Raw genomic sequence first — 17,419 nt, 5'->3', positions numbered from 1 at the left:
CCCGATGACGTATTTTTCCCGCTCCTGCCTGGCCGCCGCCGCCTTCGTGGCCTGTGTGCCTGGCGCCGCCCTGGCCCAGGCCACCCAGCTCAACCCCGCCGCCCAGCGCATCAGCGACGCGGCCATCCGCGCCGACCAGCAGGCCTATGAAGCCCTGCAGTCGCGCATCAAGGGCCTCAACGACCGTGGCCGGCCGGTGCGCGACTACCACCTCAGCAAGGCCCAGTGCTGGCTGGACGTGAGCTTTCACGAGTACACCCGCAACGACCGCGGCCCGTTCCCGCAGGCCGCCCTCACCGAGAGCGAGAAGCTGGTCGTGGCCATGGAGCAGGGCGTGACGCCGCTGCCCACGGCCACGCCGCTGGTCGGCGAGGCCGTGGCCATCCGCCCCGACCTGTGGGCCGCGGCCCAGGCCCTGCAAGGCCATGCCGGCTGGCGCTGCGCGCAGCAAAAGACCGCCTGCGCCGAGGTCGAGCTGGTGCATGCCGGCAACGAGCAGGCGCAGGCACAGTGGCGTCATGCCAAGCCCTACGTGCAGATTGCCGAAGACCTGCTGGGCGAGGCCCGGGCGCTGGCCGAGGCCTGCCTGCCGCCGCCGGCCCCGCCCGCACCGCCGCCTGCACCCGTGCCCGCGCCGCGCGAGCTGCCACCACCGGTGGTGGTGCAGCAGTTCGAGCTGGCCGCGCAGGTGGTGTTCAACTTCGACAAGCACACCGCGACCGACATCCGCCCCTGGAGCACGCTGCAGCTCGAGCAGCTGGTGGCCCAGGTGCGCGAGCGCAAGCTCGATGTGCAGGCCATCCGCCTGGTGGGCCATGCCGACCGCCTGAACAGCACCGGCCAGACCGACTACAACCAGCAGCTGTCCGAGAAGCGCGTGGCCACGGTGCGCGACGTGCTGGTGAAGCTGGGCGTGGAGGCGCGGCTGATCACCACCGCCGCACGCGGCGACCAGCAGCAGGTGCAGGGCTGCGAGGCGCGCTTCAGCAAGAAGGCCGACCTCGAGGAATGCCTGCTGCCCAACCGCCGGGTGGAAGTGTCGATCAGCGCCCGCCAGCGCTGATCGGGCGGCGCGCCAGCCGCCGCGCGTGGCGGCCGGCGCCGCACCCTGGCGCAGGCTGAGCGCGCTGCCGGCCGCTCAGCCGGCGTGGCCGCGCTGCAGCTGGCGGTAGATCAGGCCGCGCGACACGCCCAGGCGCCGCGCGGCCAGCGACACATTGCCGCCGCAGGCGTCCAGCGTGCGCAGCACCAGGCCCTGTTCGTGGTCGCGCAGGCTGCTGCCGGCCGCGGCGCCGGCGGCCGGCGGTGCCGCGGCGCTGTCTGAAGCCCCCGCATTGCCCACGGCGCCCGCATCGCGCAAGGCGCCCACGGCGGCCACGGCGCCCACGGCACCCAAAGCGCCTGCATCGCACACCGCGCCCACCGCGCCAACGGCGGCCGCCTCGGCCTGGCCACGCGGCGCGGCCGTCTGCACCCACACCGCCAGGCCGCTGGGCAGGCACAGGCGGCGCGCGGCGGCGCTCTGGGCCAGGCCCAGCAGCTGCGCAAAGGGCTGGCCCAGCCACTGCTCGGCCATGGTGCCCAGCGGCAGGTCGGCCAGGCCTTGCAGGTCGAGCAGGCGCGCGGCGGCGGCATTGAGCCAGAGCACGCGGCCGTCGCCATCCAGGCCGATCAGGCCGGCCAGCGCGCCGTGCAGCAGCGTGGCATCGCAGTGCAGGCGCAGCACCAGCACGGCGGCGCGATCCTGGCACAGCAGACAGTTCTCGATGGCCACGGCCGACAGGCCGGCCAGCATGGCAGCGTCAAAGCCGAAGGGCCGGCCCTCGACCGACAGGTTCAGCACCGCCAGCAGGCGGCCATGGCGGTCGTGCACCGGCGCGGCCACGCAGCGCATGCGGCCCACCGCGTCGGCAAAGTGCTCGGCCCCCAGCACCGCGCTCGGCTGGCCGCTGAGGGCGGTGAGTGCCGGCGCATTGGTGCCGATGCGCTCTTCGGTGAGGCACACGCCCACCCGCGCCGACACCGGCAGGATCTGCTCGCCGGCCGCCGCCTGGCGTGCCGATACATGCATCACCACCCCCGTGGCGTCGAGCAGCATCGCCAACACCGGGGTGCCGGCCAGGCTGTGCGCCAGCTGGGCCAGCGCCGGCTGGGCCGCCGCCAGCAGCTGGCGGTGGGCGCCCAGCACCGAATGCACGCGACTCACGCTGACCGGGTCGAACTGCGGCGCGCGGGCCGGGCTCTGGCGCTGCCGCAGGCAACGCGACCACGACTGGATCAGCGCCTCCGACACCACGCCGGTGGGCCGCACGCCATCCTCGAAGAACTGCTGCCGCGCGCGTGCCAGGCGCTGCTCGGGCGTGCGGTCGAACAGGCGCATCGGCAAACCGGCGGCCGGCGGCGGTGGCAGGCCCCCGCCGGGCCGGGGATGGGGTGCAGACGACATGGCGCGATTCTCGAAGCGGATGCCGCCACAGCGTACGGGATGGATTCCCGATCGCGCTCGGGACTGACCCACGGCCAACGGCCGGCACTGTCGCGTCACGGAACAGATCGGGCCTGCGTGTTTGCCCGCACTTGGGTGCCGGCGTGGTGGCGGGCGAGCATGCCGGTCGGCCACTGGGGCCCCACACCCACGAGGAGACGACAGAACATGCATCACCCCATCGCTTGCACCACCGGCCGGCTGTGGCTGCTGGCCGGCCTGCTGGCCGCCGCGGCCCCGGCGCCGCTGCTGGCCCAGCCGGCCAAGGGCTCGGCCGAGCACATCCGTGCGGCCACGGCCAAGGTCGACGGCGCCTTCATCCGCGCCAACGCCGCCACCTCGCGCGACTGGCCCAGCTACGGCCTCGACCATGCCGAAACCCGCTTCAGCCGGCTCGAGCAGATCAGCAGCGCCAACGTGGCCAAGCTGGGCCTGGCCTGGACCTACAACCTCGAGAGCACGCGCGGCGTCGAGGCCACGCCGCTGGTGGTGGACGGCATCATGTACGTCACCGCCTCCTGGAGCATCGTGCACGCCGTCGATGTGCGCAGCGGCAAGCGGCTGTGGAGCTACGACCCCAAGGTCGACCGCAGCAAGGGCTACAAGGGCTGTTGCGACGTGGTCAACCGCGGTGTGGCCCTGCACCAGGGCAAGGTCTACGTGGCCGCCTACGACGGCCGGCTGATCGCGCTGGATGCCGCCAGCGGCCAGGTGGTGTGGCAGCGCGACACCATCGACGACAAGCGCTTCAGCTACACCATCACCGGCGCGCCGCGGGTGTTCAAGGGCAAGGTGATCATCGGCAACGGCGGCGCCGAGTACGGCGCGCGCGGCTACATCACCGCCTACGACGCCGACACCGGCACGCAGAAGTGGCGCTGGTTCACCGTGCCGGGCGATCCGTCCAAGCCCTTCGAAGACGAGTCGATGGCCCGCGCCGCCAAGACCTGGGACCCGGCCGGCCGCTGGTGGGACTACGGCGGCGGCGGCACCGCCTGGGACACCCTGACCTTCGACCCCGAGCTGAACCTGATGTACGTGGGCACCGGCAACGGCAGCCCGTGGGCGCGCAGCAAGCGCAGCCCGGCCGGTGGCGACAACCTGTACCTGGGCAGCATCGTCGCGCTCGACCCCGACACCGGCATGTACAAGTGGCACTACCAGGAGACACCGGGCGACAACTGGGATTTCACGTCCACCCAGCCGATGATCCTGGCCGACCTGAAGATCGACGGCAAGCCGCGCAAGGTGATCCTGCACGCGCCCAAGAACGGCTTCTTCTTCGTGATCGACCGCGCCGATGGCCGCTTCATCTCGGCCAAGCCCTTCACCGAGGTGAACTGGGCCACCGGCTACGACGCCAGCGGCCGGCCCATCGAGACGGCCATGGCGCGGGTCAGCGACAAGCCGCGCGAGATCATGCCCAGCGCCTTTGGTGCCCGCAACTGGCACCCGATGTCGTTCAACCCGCAGACCGGGCTGGTCTACATGCCGGTGCACAGCATTCCGCTGACGCTGATGGACAACCCGGCCTGGAAGTTCAACGCCAACGCGCCGGGCGAGGCGCATGGCAACCTGGGCTGGAACCTGGCCACCGTGGTCAACGCCGAGCCGCCCAAGGGCAAGGCCGGTGGCCGACTGGTGGCCTGGGACCCGGTGGCGCAGAAGGAGGCCTGGCATGTGGACCATGGCGCGCCCTGGAACGGCGGCACGCTCACCACCGCCGGCAACCTGGTGTTCCAGGGCACGGCCGACGGCCGCTTCGTGGCCTATGACGCGCGCAACGGCGCCAAGCTGTGGGAGAGCCCGGTGGACAGTGGCGTGGTGGCCGCGCCGGCCACCTACAGCGTGGACGGCACGCAGTACGTCTCGGTGGCGGTGGGCTGGGGCGGCGTGTACGGCCAGACCGCGCGCCACACCGACCGCGTGGGCCCCGGCAAGGTCTACACCTTCGTGCTGGGCGGCACTGCCAAGGCGCCTGAGCCCATGCCCTACCGCCAGGGCACGCTGGTGCAGGGCGTGAAGTACGACCCGGCGCTGGTGAACGCCGGCCTGGGCCTGTACATCAACAACTGCGCCTTCTGCCATGGCGTGCCGGGCGTCGACCGCGGCGGCAACGTGCCCAACCTGGGCTATTCGATCGCCTACAACATCGACAACCTGGACAAGTTCCTGTTCAAGGGCCCGGGCATGGCCAACGGCATGCCCGACTTCACCGGCAAGCTGACGATGGACGACGTGGCCAGCCTGAAGGCCTTCATCCAGGGCACGGCCGACGCGGTGCGGCCGAAGTGATCGCGCCGGGCTCCGGCCGCCAGGCCGGGGCTCAGCGCGACACCGGCGGCAGATCCGGCAAGCGGCGCGGCGGCGGCAGCGGCCGCGTCTCGGTGTAGCTGCGGATGGCCCAGATGGTTTCCGGGGCCAGCACACCCTGCCAGGCCGGCATGTGCATCAGGCCGGCGCGCAGCTTGCCGTGCAGCACCGATTGCAGGAAGTACGCATCCACGTCCTTCAGGCAGAGCGGGCGCAGGCTGGCGTCGCGCAGGCGCTGGCAGGCGCTGTTCAGGCGGCGCAGGTCGGGGCCTTCGGCCACCGCGTTCTCGGCCTTCTCGCCATGGCAGGACGCGCAGTGACGGGCATAGGCCGCCGCGCCCACGGCCAGCACCGCGCCCTGGCCGCGGTAGGGGTTGGGCGCCTGCGCGGCCGCGGCCGACAGGGCCGGCAGGCTGGGGTCGGCGGCTTCCGGGGCGGGCGGTACCGGCGGTGCCGCCAGGGCCAGCGGCGTGGTCAGTGCGGCGGCCAGTGCGGCAGCCACTGCGGCAGCCCGTGCGGCGGCCGCCAGGCGGGGGACAGGGCGCGGGTGTGTCATGTCACCAGTCCTTCGGGCAGCCGCGGCAGCCGCTCATCTCGGCATCGGGAAAGATCGCGAAGCGCAGCTGGTTGCCGGCCATCTCGGCGTCGCGCAGGTTGCTGGTCACGAACTTGGCCTCCTGCAGATCCGAGTCGATGATGCGCGTGCCGACAAACTGCGCAAAGTTCAGTCGCGCCATCTCGAGCCTGCTGCCGATGATCTCGGCACCGCTGAAATCGGCGCGAAAAAAGCGCCCCTGCTCCAGGTTCACCTTCACCAGCCGCGCCCGCCGGAACGACGCGCCCGGCGCGTTCAGCGCATAGGCGCTGGCACCGCTGAGGTCGGCCTCGTCCAGCGTGGCGCCGGCCAGGTTGGCCGAGCGCAGGTCGGCCCCCTGCAGCTGCGCGCCGCGCAGGTTCACGCCGCGCAGATCCTTGCCCACCAGGTCGGCGCCGCGCAGGTCGGCGCCCGGGCACTGGGCATAGGGCCACAGGTGGCAGCCATTGACCACCGCCACCTCCAGCGTGGCCGCCGGCTGCGCGCCAACTGCGGAGGCCATCGCCAGCAAGCAGATGTTGACAAGGCGCTGTCCGAACCCAGCAACCGCCGCGGATCCGGCTTTGCCGGTCCGCTGGCGGTGCCCCCCCCTGGGGGGGAGGCGGCGAAGCCGCTTCGGGGGGGTCACCGCTTCGGCAGCTTGAAGGCCCAGAAGCTGCCGCCCTGCGTGACCTGCTTGGTCAGCTCGGCCATGTCGCCGCCCCACAGCGGCACGGCGCCGCCGTAGCCGTTGCTCAGGCCGATGTACTGCTCGCCGTCCTGCTCCCAGGTGATGGGCACGCTGACCACGCCCGAGCCGGTCTGGAAGTGCCACAGCTCGTCACCCGTCTTGGCGTCGAAGGCCTTGACGAAGCCGTCCGAGGTGCCGGTGATCAGCAGGCCGCCGGCGGTGGTCAGCGTGCCGGCCCACAGCGGGAACTTCTCCTTTTTCTGCCACACGATCTTGCCGCTCACCGGGTCGATGGCGCGCAGGATGCCCACGTGGTCGTCAAACAGGCGCTTGATGCGAAAGCCCTGGCCCAGGTAGGCGCTGCCGGCCTTGTAGGTGAGGTTCTCGGTCCAGTAGTCCATCGCCCAGTGGTTGCCGGGGATGTAGAACAGGCCGGTGTCGGGCGAGTACGACATCGGCATCCAGTTGGTGCCGCCCAGGAAGGGCGGCGAGACGAAGATCGAGTCGCCCTTGTCGGCGCCGGCCTTGGGCAGCGGCGGGTGCTGGCCCTTGACGATGTTGGGCTTGCCGGTCTTCAGGTCGAAGCCGGTGGACCAGGTGATGCCTTCCACGAAGGGCCAGGCGCCGATCAGGCCGGTGGGCTTGCCGTACATGCCGGCGCCCTTGGCCAGCTTGTCGCGGTCGGTCACGAAGAAGAAGCCGTTGCGGTCGGCATGCGCGCTGGCCTTGACCTGCTGGCCGGTCTTGGGGTCCTTGTACTCGAACAGCAGCACCGAGTTGTTGCCCGAGAAGTCCCAGGCGTCATTGGGCGTGTGCTGGAAGAAGCCCTTCAGATCGCCCGTGCCGGCGTCCACATAGGCCTGGCCGCTGGTGAACAGGCTGTCCCAGTTGCGCGGGTCGTCGCCTTCCTGGGTGCGCTTCCAGGTGTTCCAGGGCGCCGGGTTGCCGGTGCCGATGATCACGGTGTTGGTGTCCACGTCGAAGCTGGCGGTCTGCCAGGGCGCGCCGCCGCCGTGCTGCCAGGCCTCGACCAGGTTGCCGTCCTTGTCGCGCGGCCAGCTCGGTGCCTTGGGGTCGCCGGTGTAGCTGCCGTCCTGGCCGTTCAGGCGGCCGCGGTGGCCTTCGACCATCGGGCGCGCCCACACCTCGGCGCCGGTGTCGGGGTCGCGCGCGAACAGCCAGCCGACCACGCCGAACTCGTCGCCCGAGCTGCCGTGCACCAGCAGCACCTTGCCGCTGGTCTTGTCCTTCACCACGAAGGGCGCGCCGGTCATGGTGTAGCCCACCTTGTGGTCGCCGAACTTCTCGTTCCACACCACCTTGCCGCTGGCCCGGTCGAGCGCCACGATGCGCGCGTCCAGCGTGCCGAAGAACACCTTGTCGCCGTAGATCGCCGGGCCGCGGTTGACCACATCGCAGCAGGGCCGGATGTCGTCGGGCAGGCGGTGCTCGTACATCCACAGCTGCTTGCCGGTCTTGGCGTCGATGGCGAAGAAGCGCGAGTACGAGGCGGTGACGTAGATCACGCCGTCGTGCATCAGCGCCTGGGCCTCCTGGCCGCGCTGCTTCTCGCCGCCGAAGCTGAAGCTCCAGGCCGGCACCAGGTTCTTCACGCTCTTGGTGTTGATCTGCTTGAGCGGGCTGTGGCGCTGGGCCTTGAGGCCCAGGCCGTAGGTCAGCACGTCGCCACCGGTGGCGTGGTCGCGGGCGATGTCGTCCCAGCTCACGGGCTTGACGGCCTGGGCGCCGGTGCAGGCCAGGGCGGCGGCCAGGGCCAGCCAGCGGGTCTTGGGGCTTGTGCGGATCATGGGCAGGGTCTCCTCGTCGAAATCATGGAAGTCGCGTATCTGTGCTGCTGGGCCGGCAGGGCCCGCACCGAGAGCGCCGCCAGTCTAGGAAGAGCCCTTGCCGCCGTCGCGGGACGCCTTCCCGGCCAAGTCGGGAAGCATTCCCGCATCGCCGGGCTGCCCGGGGAACAGGCTTTGCTTCACCATGGGGCAGGCCCTTGGGGCGAACCAGGAGACAAGCGATGATCACCGTGATGCTGCTCGACGACCATGCGGTGGTGCGGGCCGGCTACCGCCGCTGGATCGACGACCAGCCCGACCTCAAGGTGGTGGCCGAGGCCGCCACCTCGGCCCAGGCCTGCGAGCTGCTGCGCCAGCAGCCGGTGGACGTGGCGGTGGTCGACCTGATGCTCAAGGACGACAGCGGCCTCGAGGCCATCCGCCGCCTGCGCAGCCGCAGCCCCGGCATCCGCGTGCTGGTGTTCACCATGCACAGCCACGAGGGCTATGCGCTGCAGGCGCTGCGCAGCGGTGCGATGGGCTACCTCACCAAGGACAGCAGCCCCGACGAGATGCTGCATGCGCTGCGCGAGGTGGCCGCCGGGCGGCGGGTGTTTGCCGCCGAGGTGGTGCAGGCCTGGCTGGCCGATGGCCAGGCGCTGCCGGCCGGCCCGCTGGCACGGCTGACGCCGCGCGAGTTCGAGGTGCTGCGCATGGCCACCGACGGGCTCAGCACCGCCGCCATCGCCCGCGCGCTGCACCTGAGCGAGAAGACCATCCACAACACCATGTCGCTGGTGCGCCAGAAGCTGGGCGCGCACAGCGACTTCAGCCTGATGCGTCTCGTCACGGAGCAGGGCCTGTTCCTCACCTGAGCGCTGCCGCGGGTTCTCCCCGGCCGACAATCGCCGCCATGCTGCCACCCCCGTTGTCGCCACCGCTGCAAGCCGGCCCCCAGGCCGCCCCCGGCACGTCCGCACCGGCACCGGCACCGGCGGCGCCGCTGGACCTGCCGCGCCTGTTGATGCGGCGCTCGGCCTGGGTGGGCACGGCCGTGCTGCTGCTGGCCCTGGTGCTGGGCCTGTTGCGCATGGCCGACGACATGGCCGACGAGGTCGATGCGGCCATGGCCCTGGCCGACACCATGGCCCAGCTGGCCCACCTGCCGGCCCACGACGACGCACGCGCGCTGCTGACGCTGCGCCAGGTGCAGGCCAGCCGGCGCCTGCGCCATCTGGAGCTGCATGTGCACGACGGCCAGGGCCAGCTGCTGCTGGGCCCGGTGCCCGAGCCCGCCGGCGCCGGACCGATGGAGGGCCTGCTGCGCCTGCACCGCTGGCTGGATGGCGCGGCCGATGGCCGCCGCGTGGCCTGGACGGTGGCGCGCGAGGCCGGCGCGCGCTGGACCGTCTCGCTCACCGCCTCGCACGAGAGCGAGCGCCGCGAGGCCCTGGGCAGCCTGGCCGGCATGCTGGGCCTGATGCTGCTGTGCGTGGCGGCGCTGCTGGCGGCCATGCGCATCAACCTGCACCATGCCCTGCGGCCGCTGGGGCGCCTGGTGGGCGCCATCAACGCCATCGAGCTGCAAGACCTGCAGGCCGTGCGCGCCCTGCCCACCATGCCCATCCGCGAGCTGGAGAGCCTGGCCGCGGCGCTGCGCCACCTGGCCGAGGCGCTGGACGCCGAGCAGGCGCGGCGGCGGCAGCTGAGCCAGCAGGTGCTCACGCTGCAGGAGGACGAGCGCCTGCGCCTGGCGCGCGATCTGCACGACGAGTTCGGCCAGCGCCTGACCGCCATGCGGGTGGACGCCACCTGGCTGGGCCGGCGCCTGGCACTGGCGCAGGGCGATGCCCAGCCCGCCGCCGCGCTGGCGGCCATGCAGCCGGTGGTGGCCGGCCTGGGCGAGCAGTGCGCCTGCATCCAGCAGGACATCCGTGCGCTGCTGGCGCGGCTGCAGCCCTTTGGCAGCGGCCAGCACGGTCCGGCCGATGGCGCCGGCGAAAGCCCCGAGCGCCTGGCCACGCTGCTGCATGGCCTGGTGCAGGGCTGGAGCTCGTCGGCCCGCACCCAGGGCCTGCAGTTCAGCCTGCAGCTGCTGTGGCGCGCCCAGCCCACGCCGGCGGCCAGTGCCGACGCGCTGCCCGTGGCCGACGATGCGGCGCTTGCGCCCGCCGCCGCGCCCGGCCCGTCAGCCGCCTGGCCCGCCGGGCCCGGGGTGGCCCTGCTGCCGCGCGCGCTGGCGCTGGTGCTCTACCGCATCACCCAGGAGGCGCTGACCAACGTGGCCCGCCACGCCCAGGCGCAGCATGCGCAGATCACGCTCGAGCTGCAGGGCCCGCCGCAGCCTGGCGCGGTGCTGCAGGTGCACTGGCGGGTGCTTGACGACGGCCTGGGCCTGGCCGATGCCCTGGCGGTGGCCAGCCAGCGCGGCAACGGCCTGGCCGGCCTGCGCGAGCGGGTGTGGGCCCTGGGCGGCGAGCTGGGCGTGGCCGCGGCCAGCGCCGACCCCGCGCGCCCGGGGCTGTGCCTGTCGGCCAGCCTGCGCGCACGCTGGCTGGCGGCACCCGAGGCCGACGATCAGAAGCTCAGCCGCAGCCCGGCATAGACGCTGCGCGGCGCGCCCGGCGCCACGAACAGCGCGTCGCGCTCCTCGCCGGTGTAGTTGCCGCGCGCATCGAACACCGTCTCGGCCAGCGCGCCAAAGGTCTCGTGGCGGCGGTCGAGCGCGTTGTTCACGCGCAGCATCAGCTCGAGGCCCGGGCGCGGCTGCCAACTGGCGCGCAGGTTCAGGATGCCGTAGCCGCCGATGCGCAGGCGGTGGATGTCGTCCTCGCCGTCCTCGAGCAGGCCGTCCTCGTTGCCCTGCACGCCGCGGCTCGACAGCAGCTGCACATCGGCGCCCACCGACCAGCCCGGCGCCAGGCGCCAGTCGGCGCCCATGCGCGCCTGCTGGCGCGGCAGCCCGGCCATGCGCGTGCCGGGGGTGATGAGCACGTTGCGCTCGCCCATGCGCAGCACGCCGTGCGCCTGGTAGGTGGCGTCGAGCAGGCTCACGCCGGCCAGCAGGCTGACCGGGCCGTGGCGGCTTTCCCAGCCGGCGTCCAGGCCCTGGTGGCGGGTGCGCGCGAAGTTCTGGAAGTAGCCCAGCTGGCCGGTGGCGCTGACGCTGCCGAACACGATGTCGTCGCGGTTGGTGTTGCGAAACAGCGTGAGCTCCAGGCGCTGGCCGGCCGCCGGGCGCCAGCGCAGGCCGGCCTCCAGGCTGGTGGCGCGCACCTGCTTCAGGTAGGGGTCGCTCTGCAGGCCGGCCGGCAGGCGGCAGGGTTCCTCGGGGTCGGCGCAGCCCAGCTCGATGACCGTGGGCACGCGGGTATTGCGCGCCAGGTTGCCAAACACCGTGAGCGTCGGGCCCAGCGCCTGGGCCAGGCCGACGGCCGGGTTGACGCTGGTGTAGGTGAAACGCTCCTCGGGCTTGGCCTCGAGCACGCCGGTGTCGTCGTCCACCGTGGTGAGCAGGTTGCTCACCCGGGCGCGGTTGTAGCGCAGCGTGGTGGTGAGGTGGGTGCCCGGCGCCAGGCGCCAGGTGTCGGTGGCGTACAGGCCCAGGTTGCTGGAGCGGCCGGTGACCGAGGCGCTCAGCTCGGCCTCCTCGTCGCCGGCCAGCACGCCGCGGCTGGCGTCGAAGGCGCCTTCCTGCTCGTGCTGGCTGTAGCTGACCCGCGCCACATCCAGCGTGGCACCCAGCTGCCACTGGTGCGCGCCCTGGCGGCGCGCCAGGCTGGCGGCCAGGCCCCAGCCGCGCTGGCGCGTGGCGGTGGTGTTGAGCGCGGCGTTTTCGTCGGCGTCCTCGGCTTCGTCGGCGACATCGCCGTTGAGCGTGCTGCGGCGGCTGTTGCGCACGTAGGCCAGGGCCTGGGCCTGGCTGTCGGCATCCAGCTTGTGGCTGGCGTTGAAGCTCAGCTGGCCCAGCGTGTTGCGCGTGCGGTCGGGGTGGCTGAACACCGCGCTGCGGCGCGTGGCGTACAGGTCGGGCGTGAACTCGCCGTCGTCGTGCGTGGCCGCCGGCACCAGGCCGTTGCCCACCAGCGTGGCACGGCCGCCCAGCGCCGAAAGCTCCCAGTGGGTAGGGCCCCACTGGCGGCCGATCTTGGCCATCACCAGCGCCTGCTCGCCCTTGGAGTGGTCGCGCCAGCCGTCTTCGCCAAAGGCGCTGCCGCCCACCCAGCTGTGCCAGCCGTCGGCATGCTGCTGGCCCAGGCCGGCCTGCGCCTGCCGCCGGCCATGGCTGCCAAAGCGCAGCTCGGCCTGCACGCCGGGCGCGCTGAGACCGTTGACGGTGGTCAGCGCCAGCGCGCCGCCCAGCGTGTTGAGGCCGAAGCTCGGGTTGGCCGCCGGCAGCACGGTGAGGCTGCCGAGTGCGAACTCGGGCACCATGTCCCAGTTCACCACGTCGCCAAAGGGCTCGTTGATGCGCACGCCGTCGAGGTAGACCGACAGGCCCTGGCTGGCACCCAGCAGGCCCGAGGCGCGGTAGCCGCGGTAGGTGAGGTCGGCCTGCAGCGGGCTGCCCTGGATGTCGTTGACCTGCATGCCGCTGGCGCGGCGGCGCAGGAAGTCGGTCAGGTGATCGCTTTGTGCCGCATCCAGCGTGCCGCGGCGCACCACCTGGCTGGCATAGGGCAAAGTGTCACGGTCCACCCCCAGGCCGGCCAGCGGCGAGGTGCCCACCACCTCCACCTGCTGGGGCGCGGCGGTCTGCGCCTGCAGCGGCAGCGCCAGGCCGGCGCCCAGGGCCAGCGCCACCGCGGCGGGCAGGGCCGCCCACCGGGGCGCGCATGGGGGGCTGGCGGCCGCCAGCGGCGTGGCGGGGTGCACGGCGCTGCGCTGCAGCGGCCGGCCCGGGCGGGCACGGCGGGTGGAATCGGGGCTCTGGCTGGACTGCATGGGCTTGTCTCCGGCTGTTTTGTTGGACATCACGGCCGAGCTTGCTGCAAGCCGCGCGCCGGCACACCCGGGAAAAATTCCCGACCTGCCGCGCCGCGCCGTCCTGGCGGGCCGGCAACGACAATGCAGACACGATGCTGCCGCCTTTCTCGATGCCGCCACCCTTGCGCGTGATGCTGGTCGACGACCACGCCGTGGTGCGCGCCGGCTACCGCCGCCTGCTTGAAACCGAGCCCAGCTTCACCGTGGTGGCCGAACATGCCGATGGCGACGCCGCGCTCGCGGCTCTGCAGCGCGCCAGCCTGCCGGCGGTGGATGTGGTGGTGCTCGACCTGTCGATGCCCGGTCGCAGCGGGCTCGACCTGCTGCGCCGCATCGCGCTGCGCTGGCCCACGCTGCGCACGCTGGTGTTCAGCATGCACGACAACCCGGCCATGGTGGCCCAGGCGCTGCAGGCCGGCGCCGACGGCTTCGTCACCAAGAGCAGTGCGCCCGAGGTGCTGGTGGATGCGCTGCGCCGCGTGGCCGGCGGCGAGCGCCCGGTGCTCTCACCCGATCTGGCCGCGGCGCCGACCCAGGCCCAGGCCCAGCCGCCACACCTGGCGCTGTCGCCGCGCGAGTTCGAGGTGCTGCAAGGCCTGGTGGCCGGCTGGACCATCGACGAGATCGCCCAGCGTCTGCACCTGTCGACCAAGACCGTGTCGAACTACCAGACCCTGATCCGCCAGAAGCTCGAGGTGTCCACCGCGGTGGAGCTGCTGCGCTATGCCCAGCAGCATCGCCTGTTCATGCCCTGACAGGCGGTGAATGAACCTGCTGCGCGGGGCACATGGCGGCCCTGCGCGACTGGCCGTACGGCAGTACGGCTGCGTTGCTCGAACCACCCTGAGACCGCTCGCGACGGTTCATTCACACCGCTTGAGTGCGCGGTTTGTCACGCCAGGCCGGTGCCGGTGGCCCGCCCGGCCTCAAGTTGGGCACGCCCCGGCCGAACAGATCGGCATCGTGCGACCTGAGCCGCGGGCCCGGGCGCACCCACCACCGGGGCTGCCGTGAAACTTCGACTCGTCAACGTGTTCTTGATCGCCGGCGGCGCGCTGCTGTCGCTGCCTGCCCTGGCACATTCGCCGGCCCAGCCGGCTGGCGCGGGCGCCACGGCCACGGCCCCCAAGGCCCCGGCCAACCCGGCCGCGATGACGGCCGTGCTGCCGGCAGCGGCCACCACCGTGGCCGCCAACACCCGGGCCGGCGCGCGCAGCTTTCATGCCGCGGGCAGCGTCATCGTGCTGGTGGACGGCATCGTGGCCAATGCCACCAGCGCCCAGGTGCATCCGCCTGCCGCCGGCTTCATGTACGAGCGCTGAGAGCGCCTCGTCGGCGCGGCCGCTGCCGGCCAGCCCGTCAGGGCTTGAACGACTGCACCGTCTCCCAGGCCACCGCCTGCAGATGCTGCGCCACATCGGCCGGCAGGCCGGCGGTGTAGCTGTTGCCCACCGGTGACTTCTTGAACAGGCTGGCCATGGTCACGGCCGCACCGAGGTAGGTGCCGGCCAGGCTGGGGTGGCGCTTGTCGGGGGCGTACAGGTTGATGTCGGGCCGCTTGGCGATCGACGCGGCAAAGGCCGGCCCGGCCGGCACCACGCGCATGCCGTTGGCGCGCCCGGCGCGCAGGTACTCGGCCGCCAGCTGCTCGGTCATCTGCGGCTGGTCCTGGTAGGCCCAGCTCAGGAACAGCGCCGGTTCGGCCCCGGCCGCGCGCACGGTGGCGGCATGCGCCTTGGCCGTGTCGTGAAAGGCCTGCTGCAGCTTGGGGTGGGTGGGGCACTGGCTGCAGTCCATCATCAGCACCATGTCGTAGGCGCGCTCGAACTGGTTGAACGCCACGTCGTTGCTGGGCGTGAAGCTGTAGCGCGCCATGCCCGAGCCGGGCTTGAAGTGCGAGGCCATGTCGTGCCAGTCCAGGCCCGCGCCGCTGATGGTCACCGAGGTCTGGCGCACGCCGCGCACGCCGGCGGCATTGAGCAGCCCGCCCAGGTGCCCGTGCATGCTGTTGTTGAAGTAGAAGAAGCTGTTGCCCACCCACAGCAGGGCCTGCGGCGTCTCGCCCTGCCAGCGGGGTGGCGTTGGCGTTGGCGTTGCCGTTGGCGTGCTGACACAGGCTGCCAGCGTCAGTGCCGCCGTGGCGGCCGTCAACATGCGCGCGGCACGCGCCGCCCATTCCCTACGCGTCTTCATTCGATGTGCTCTTTGGTGGTGGTTGCAACAACGGCCAGCGCGGCCGCCGCCCGGCAGTCTAGCGGCCACCACGGCGCGTTCGGCTGCGGCGGGGGCCGCTCACTCGCTGCGCGCCAGGCCCAGGCGCTCGACCACCTTGCGCTCGGTCTCGTAGGCCAGCCTCAGGGCGCGTCCGTACTCCTGCGGGCCCAGGTAGTTCAGCTCCTGGTCGTACACCGCCAGCTCGGCCACATGGGCGGGGTCGTTCATCGCGGCGCGAAAGGCCTCGTGCAGCACCGCCACCACCGGCGCCGGCATGCCGGCCGGGCCCACGATGCCGTAGGGCGAGGTGGCCACGATACCGTGGCCCAGCTCCTTGAGCGTGGGCACGCCGGGCCAGCGCCGGGTGCGGTGCTCGCCAAAGGTCACCAGCAGGCGCAGCCGGCCTGAATCGACAAAGGGCGCAAAGCCGTTGCTGTTGACGCCCACCTGGACCTGGCCGGTGCTGACCGCGATCATCTGCTCGGACGTGCCCTTGTACGGCACATGGTTGAAGCTGAGGCCGCGGCGGCCGAACAGGTCGTCCATCACCACGTGTGGCGTGGTGCCGGTGCCGTTGGTGGCGATGGTCAGTTCGCCCGGGTGGGCCTTGGCAAAGGCGAACAGGTCATCCAGGCCCTTGAACGGGCTGTTGGCCGGCACCACGATGCCGAAGGTCACGCCCGAGATCTGGATGATGGGCGTGGTGTCGCGGATCGGGTCCCACAGCACCTTGCGCGTCCAGGGGGCGCGCAGCGCGGTCTGCGGCAGCTGGGCCAGCGTGTAGCCGTCGGGTGCGGCCTGCTGCAGGATGGGCATGGCCAGCGTGCCGCCGGCGCCGCCGCGGTTTTCAACCAGCACCTTCTGGCCCAGGCGGCGGGCCACGTTGTCGGCCAGGATGCGGAAGGTGAGGTCGGTGGCACCGCCGGCCGGCCAGGGCAGCCACAGCGTGATCGGCCGCGTGGGGAAGGGCGCCTGTGCATGGGCCAGCGTGGCGCCGAAGGCCTGGCCCAGCGCCAGTGCCGACGCGGCGCCCAGCAGCCTGCGCCGGGCGGGATCAACGCGCTGCGGTCGGGTCATTGCCATTCGGTCAGTTCCATCACGAGCTTGCCGCCCTGCAGAAAGGTGGAGTTGTTGGTGGGCTCGCTGCGTTCCAGCTTCACCAGGCCCACGCCCTTGCAGTACCACTCGGTGCTGTGCAGCGGCATCTCGCGAAAGCCCACCACGGGGTCGGCAAACAGCTTCATCACCGCCGTGCCCTGCACGCGCAGGCAGTCGCTGAACTCGCCGGCGCGGGTCTTCACGGCCTCGCCGACGGCGGCGATCTGGTAGGTCATCAGCACCGGCTTGTGGGTGTGCCGGATCTCGGGCGGAAACTCGGCGCCGCGCTTGAGCAGGTAGGCAGTGGTGGGCGCCTGCCAGCTGGTGCCCACGGCCAGCGGCATCTTGAGCACATAGCGCACCGGCTTGTCGGCCTCGGGTTCGGCCTGCAGGTCGGTCTTGGTGGCCACGCGGTAGATGCCGGTGTCGTCGGTGCGCAGCCAGTAGTCGACACCGCTGGCGCTGCGCCGGCGCCAGGCCTTGCCGCTGCCGGGCACGTGGTCGGGCAGGCTTTCGGCGCCCAGGGTGCTGAGGGTCACCGTCTCCTTGTCCTGCGTGTTGTTCTCCCACTCGCTGAGCTGCTCGTAACGCCAGCTGTGGCCGGCCTCGAGCGGGAAAAAGCCGCTGGCCGTGGGCTGCGAGCAGGCCTGCAGCAGGCCGAGCGCCAGCAGGGCAGAGGCCGAAACCAGGCGGCCACCCAGGGTCCGGCTTGGCCGGGCCGAGGGTGGCGCCCCCCAGTGGGGGGAGACGCCGAAGGCGTTGCGGGGGGCGTTCATTTCTCGGGCAGCTGCGGCGCGGGCAGGTCGCGGATCTTCACCTCCTGCTCGTCGGCGCCGGGGCGCAGCCAGCCCAGGCCCTTCTTGCCGCGCTTGGGCACGGCCTGGCCCATCTGGCTGACGCCCTGGCGGGCCTTCTTCATGCCCTCGTTGAGCAGGGCGTGCAGGTCTTTCGTGTAGGCCAGCTTGTGGGCGCGTGGCTGGGCCACCGGCTTGCCGTTCTCGATGGCATTGACCCACAGGTACAGCGCGCCGGCGGTCTTGGCGCTGGGCTCCTCGACCACCACCGCCAGCAGCGTGAAACGCTCGGGCAGCGCATCGGGCGTGGGCCAGCCCGAGAGGTTGTGCACCACGTCGTCGGCCCAGAAATAGAACACGGCCACGCCGGCCACCAGCAGGCCTTTCAGCCAGCCCGGCCAGCGGCTCCACAGCAGGGCCAGCGTGAGCAGCAGCACCAGGGCTGCGAACGAGAGGGTCAGAGCGAGTCCCATGGGC

The 17,419-nt window shown here is 72.1% G+C and carries 15 protein-coding genes; 6 read left to right on the top strand and 9 right to left on the bottom strand.

Features of this window, described 5'->3' with window-relative positions; genetic code table 11:
• Positions 1-4 precede the first annotated feature (4 nt).
• On the top strand, positions 5-1,063 hold the full coding sequence (locus N4G63_RS18540; RefSeq protein ID WP_314600047.1) for an OmpA family protein: 1,059 nt from the start codon (positions 5-7) through the stop codon (positions 1,061-1,063).
• A 75-nt stretch (positions 1,064-1,138) separates the two neighbouring features.
• On the opposite strand, the gene N4G63_RS18535 is transcribed toward N4G63_RS18540, so the two are convergent.
• Positions 1,139-2,446 (bottom strand): helix-turn-helix domain-containing protein, encoded by a 1,308-nt coding sequence (locus tag N4G63_RS18535; RefSeq protein WP_260787367.1) that lies wholly within the window; start codon positions 2,444-2,446, stop codon positions 1,139-1,141.
• 207 nt (positions 2,447-2,653) lie between these two features.
• On the opposite strand from N4G63_RS18535, the gene N4G63_RS18530 reads away from it, so the two are divergent.
• The gene (locus N4G63_RS18530; RefSeq protein WP_314600046.1) at positions 2,654-4,780 is read left to right on the top strand and encodes a PQQ-dependent dehydrogenase, methanol/ethanol family; all 2,127 of its coding nucleotides are present in this window, start codon (positions 2,654-2,656) and stop codon (positions 4,778-4,780) included.
• Positions 4,781-4,811: 31 nt separating this feature from the next.
• On the opposite strand, the gene N4G63_RS18525 is transcribed toward N4G63_RS18530, so the two are convergent.
• The 3 genes from N4G63_RS18525 to N4G63_RS18515 form a co-directional block, all read right to left on the bottom strand.
• On the bottom strand, positions 4,812-5,354 hold the full coding sequence (locus N4G63_RS18525; RefSeq protein ID WP_260787368.1) for a c-type cytochrome: 543 nt from the start codon (positions 5,352-5,354) through the stop codon (positions 4,812-4,814).
• 1 nt (position 5,355) lies between these two features.
• Positions 5,356-5,895, bottom strand: coding sequence for a pentapeptide repeat-containing protein (locus tag N4G63_RS18520; protein WP_260787369.1), 540 nt, complete (start codon positions 5,893-5,895; stop codon positions 5,356-5,358).
• Positions 5,896-6,017: 122 nt separating this feature from the next.
• Positions 6,018-7,871 (bottom strand): methanol/ethanol family PQQ-dependent dehydrogenase, encoded by a 1,854-nt coding sequence (locus N4G63_RS18515; RefSeq protein ID WP_314600045.1) that lies wholly within the window; start codon positions 7,869-7,871, stop codon positions 6,018-6,020.
• Positions 7,872-8,092: 221 nt separating this feature from the next.
• Here N4G63_RS18515 and N4G63_RS18510 point away from each other — a divergent pair, with 221 nt between their 5' ends.
• On the top strand, positions 8,093-8,725 hold the full coding sequence (locus N4G63_RS18510; RefSeq protein ID WP_260787370.1) for a response regulator: 633 nt from the start codon (positions 8,093-8,095) through the stop codon (positions 8,723-8,725).
• A gap of 38 nt (positions 8,726-8,763) precedes the next feature.
• On the top strand, positions 8,764-10,455 hold the full coding sequence (locus tag N4G63_RS18505; RefSeq protein ID WP_314600044.1) for a sensor histidine kinase: 1,692 nt from the start codon (positions 8,764-8,766) through the stop codon (positions 10,453-10,455).
• On the opposite strand, the gene N4G63_RS18500 is transcribed toward N4G63_RS18505, so the two are convergent.
• Positions 10,428-12,794, bottom strand: coding sequence for a TonB-dependent receptor (locus N4G63_RS18500; protein ID WP_314600043.1), 2,367 nt, complete (start codon positions 12,792-12,794; stop codon positions 10,428-10,430). The two genes, N4G63_RS18505 and N4G63_RS18500, sit on opposite strands and share 28 nt — an antisense overlap.
• A gap of 134 nt (positions 12,795-12,928) precedes the next feature.
• On the opposite strand from N4G63_RS18500, the gene N4G63_RS18495 reads away from it, so the two are divergent.
• Positions 12,929-13,591 carry a response regulator transcription factor gene (locus N4G63_RS18495; protein WP_260787376.1) on the top strand — a complete coding sequence of 221 codons (663 nt, stop codon included), beginning with the start codon at positions 12,929-12,931 and terminating at the stop codon, positions 13,589-13,591.
• A 255-nt stretch (positions 13,592-13,846) separates the two neighbouring features.
• Positions 13,847-14,158 (top strand): hypothetical protein, encoded by a 312-nt coding sequence (locus N4G63_RS18490; RefSeq protein WP_260787377.1) that lies wholly within the window; start codon positions 13,847-13,849, stop codon positions 14,156-14,158.
• A 37-nt stretch (positions 14,159-14,195) separates the two neighbouring features.
• Here the strand turns inward: N4G63_RS18490 and N4G63_RS18485 are convergent, their stop codons facing one another.
• From N4G63_RS18485 to N4G63_RS18470, 4 genes are all read right to left on the bottom strand, one after another.
• The gene (locus N4G63_RS18485; RefSeq protein ID WP_260787378.1) at positions 14,196-15,029 is read right to left on the bottom strand and encodes a hypothetical protein; all 834 of its coding nucleotides are present in this window, start codon (positions 15,027-15,029) and stop codon (positions 14,196-14,198) included.
• 99 nt (positions 15,030-15,128) lie between these two features.
• Positions 15,129-16,133, bottom strand: a complete 1,005-nt coding sequence (locus N4G63_RS18480; protein ID WP_314600042.1) for a tripartite tricarboxylate transporter substrate binding protein — start codon at positions 16,131-16,133, stop codon at positions 15,129-15,131.
• On the bottom strand, positions 16,124-16,924 hold the full coding sequence (locus tag N4G63_RS18475; protein ID WP_314600041.1) for a hypothetical protein: 801 nt from the start codon (positions 16,922-16,924) through the stop codon (positions 16,124-16,126). Before N4G63_RS18475 ends, N4G63_RS18480 begins: the two co-directional genes overlap by 10 nt.
• Positions 16,921-17,415, bottom strand: coding sequence for a hypothetical protein (locus N4G63_RS18470; protein ID WP_260787381.1), 495 nt, complete (start codon positions 17,413-17,415; stop codon positions 16,921-16,923). Before N4G63_RS18470 ends, N4G63_RS18475 begins: the two co-directional genes overlap by 4 nt.
• Positions 17,416-17,419: the final 4 nt, after the last annotated feature.

Source organism: Aquabacterium sp. OR-4, assembly GCF_025290835.2.
In the GTDB taxonomy this organism is placed as follows: domain Bacteria; phylum Pseudomonadota; class Gammaproteobacteria; order Burkholderiales; family Burkholderiaceae_C; genus Pseudaquabacterium.
The sequence above is the reverse complement of the archived record's forward strand: the minus strand, read 5'-3'. Positions and strand labels throughout refer to the sequence as shown.

What these genes read in the sequence shown, in the direction of transcription:
- N4G63_RS18480 (WP_314600042.1), bottom strand. Translation starts at nt 16,133, where the DNA reads ATGGCAATGACCCGACCGCAGCGCGTTGATCCCGCCCGGCGCAGGCTG.
- N4G63_RS18500 (WP_314600043.1), bottom strand. Translation starts at nt 12,794, where the DNA reads ATGCAGTCCAGCCAGAGCCCCGATTCCACCCGCCGTGCCCGCCCGGGC.
- N4G63_RS18475 (WP_314600041.1), bottom strand. Translation starts at nt 16,924, where the DNA reads ATGAACGCCCCCCGCAACGCCTTCGGCGTCTCCCCCCACTGGGGGGCG.
- N4G63_RS18495 (WP_260787376.1), top strand. Translation starts at nt 12,929, where the DNA reads ATGCTGCCGCCTTTCTCGATGCCGCCACCCTTGCGCGTGATGCTGGTC.
- N4G63_RS18485 (WP_260787378.1), bottom strand. Translation starts at nt 15,029, where the DNA reads ATGAAGACGCGTAGGGAATGGGCGGCGCGTGCCGCGCGCATGTTGACG.
- N4G63_RS18510 (WP_260787370.1), top strand. Translation starts at nt 8,093, where the DNA reads ATGATCACCGTGATGCTGCTCGACGACCATGCGGTGGTGCGGGCCGGC.
- N4G63_RS18525 (WP_260787368.1), bottom strand. Translation starts at nt 5,354, where the DNA reads ATGACACACCCGCGCCCTGTCCCCCGCCTGGCGGCCGCCGCACGGGCT.
- N4G63_RS18520 (WP_260787369.1), bottom strand. Translation starts at nt 5,895, where the DNA reads ATGGCCTCCGCAGTTGGCGCGCAGCCGGCGGCCACGCTGGAGGTGGCG.
- N4G63_RS18535 (WP_260787367.1), bottom strand. Translation starts at nt 2,446, where the DNA reads ATGTCGTCTGCACCCCATCCCCGGCCCGGCGGGGGCCTGCCACCGCCG.
- N4G63_RS18515 (WP_314600045.1), bottom strand. Translation starts at nt 7,871, where the DNA reads ATGATCCGCACAAGCCCCAAGACCCGCTGGCTGGCCCTGGCCGCCGCC.
- N4G63_RS18540 (WP_314600047.1), top strand. Translation starts at nt 5, where the DNA reads ATGACGTATTTTTCCCGCTCCTGCCTGGCCGCCGCCGCCTTCGTGGCC.
- N4G63_RS18505 (WP_314600044.1), top strand. Translation starts at nt 8,764, where the DNA reads ATGCTGCCACCCCCGTTGTCGCCACCGCTGCAAGCCGGCCCCCAGGCC.
- N4G63_RS18530 (WP_314600046.1), top strand. Translation starts at nt 2,654, where the DNA reads ATGCATCACCCCATCGCTTGCACCACCGGCCGGCTGTGGCTGCTGGCC.
- N4G63_RS18470 (WP_260787381.1), bottom strand. Translation starts at nt 17,415, where the DNA reads ATGGGACTCGCTCTGACCCTCTCGTTCGCAGCCCTGGTGCTGCTGCTC.